The sequence below is a fragment of the Mesorhizobium sp. M1409 genome (genome assembly GCF_040317535.1).
In the GTDB taxonomy this organism is placed as follows: Bacteria; Pseudomonadota; Alphaproteobacteria; order Rhizobiales; family Rhizobiaceae; genus Mesorhizobium.
Genome location: NZ_JAMYKV010000144.1, coordinates 1 through 1,554, shown reverse-complemented (window position 1 = coordinate 1,554; position 1,554 = coordinate 1). Strand labels below are relative to the sequence as shown.

Sequence of the window (1,554 nt, the reverse complement as noted above, 5' to 3'; positions counted from 1 at the left end):
CACGTGCGGGAGAAGATCCTATGGGCGACTGGATAGCAGCCACCGCTCTTGCGAATGTGTGGTTGTTACAAACACCACTCGGGAGCCAGGCATGCAAACCGGTCAATTTGAAACTTCGATCGCCATTCGCACCGAACTCTGCGCGATCTTCGTGTCGCTGGAATTGAGCAGAACACGGTGGTTGATCACATCTCTTTCGCCGGGAGGGGGAGAGAAAATGTCGAAGCACTCAGTTCTGGGAGGCGATGTTGCGGATCTCCTGAAAAGGCTCGCAGAACTCCAACAGAAGGGGCGATCGCGCACCGGCAAAACGTATCCCGTGGTCGTTATCCAAGAAGCCGGTCTCGACGGATTCTGGATCCACCGCACACTTGAGAAGAATGGAATAGAAAGCTGGGTAGTTGATCCTGCTTCGGTTCTGACGTCCCGAAAACATCGGCGGGCGAAGACCGACAAAATTGATGGGGAAACCTTGGTGCGGACGCTTCTGGCCTACAAGCGAGGTGAACCAAGGGTGTGTGCGATGGTCAGGGTTCCCACTCGTGATGAAGAGGATCGTCGTCGAATCTGCCGAGAGCGAAAGACGCTGATCGCAGAGAGAATCCTGCACGTAAACCGGATCAAAGGCTTGCTGTTCGCACAAGGAATTGGCGACTACGAACCGATCTACCGAAATCGCCGCGCTCGACTGGAGGAACTGCGAACGGGCGACGGACACCCGCTGCCACGTCAAGTTAAAGCACAGATTTTACGGGAACTTGATCGTCTCGAAATCCTCCTTGCACAGATCAAGGAGGTTGAAGCAGAACGGGACGCGTTGCTCAATGTCGTGAGCGACTCTATGCCGAACCCGGCGTCCATGATCGTGCAGCTTAAGGGTATTGGTGCTGAAGTCGCTGCGGTTCTCTGGTCGGAGGCGCTCTTCCGCAACTTCGATAATCGCCGCCAAGTCGCTGCCTACGCTGGCCTGGCGCCTACCCCTTGGCAGAGTGGCTCTGTAGATCATGAACAAGGTGTCGGGAAGGCTGGTAACCCGCGACTTCGGACAGTCATGATCCAGCTGGCATGGCTATGGCTACACCATCAGCCGAATTCGGCCCTCAGCACATGGTTCATGGAGCGCGTGCAACGAAACGGGGGGCGCGGGAAGAAAACCGCGATAGTCGCGCTGGCAAGAAAGCTTCTTGTAGCTCTCTGGAAATATGCCGTTCATGGAGTGGTCATTGAAGGCGCAAAGCTGAAGGCGGCCTGACTGATGAAAATCGCCTCAATCTCCCGCAGTGGTGCGGGCAGATCCAGACAGGACAAACCGAAGGGTGAATGTGGCGTCACGCGCCGACGAGAAGAAGGGTTTTGTCCTACCGAGCCTCCGCCTACGAAAGAGGGATTTTGGTGCGGCCGATAAAAAGCGGCGACCGTATGTGAGTTTGGACTGGTGGAAGTGCTCCAGTCAGATGATGAGCTCGAGCCTGGATACTGGATCGATGGGAGTGCCGAACATGCGTTTTTGAACCCGCTTTACATTGACGAGCCCATGTGAGTTCACCTGCCGCG

General features: G+C 55.9%; 1 protein-coding gene. It reads left to right on the top strand.

All coding sequences use genetic code 11. The annotated features are described in order from the left end of the window. The first annotated feature begins 91 nt into the window (after positions 1 to 91). The gene (locus NKG99_RS35715) at positions 92 to 1,252 is read left to right on the top strand and encodes an IS110 family RNA-guided transposase (RefSeq protein ID WP_352874164.1); all 1,161 of its coding nucleotides are present in this window, start codon (positions 92 to 94) and stop codon (positions 1,250 to 1,252) included. Positions 1,253 to 1,554: the final 302 nt, after the last annotated feature.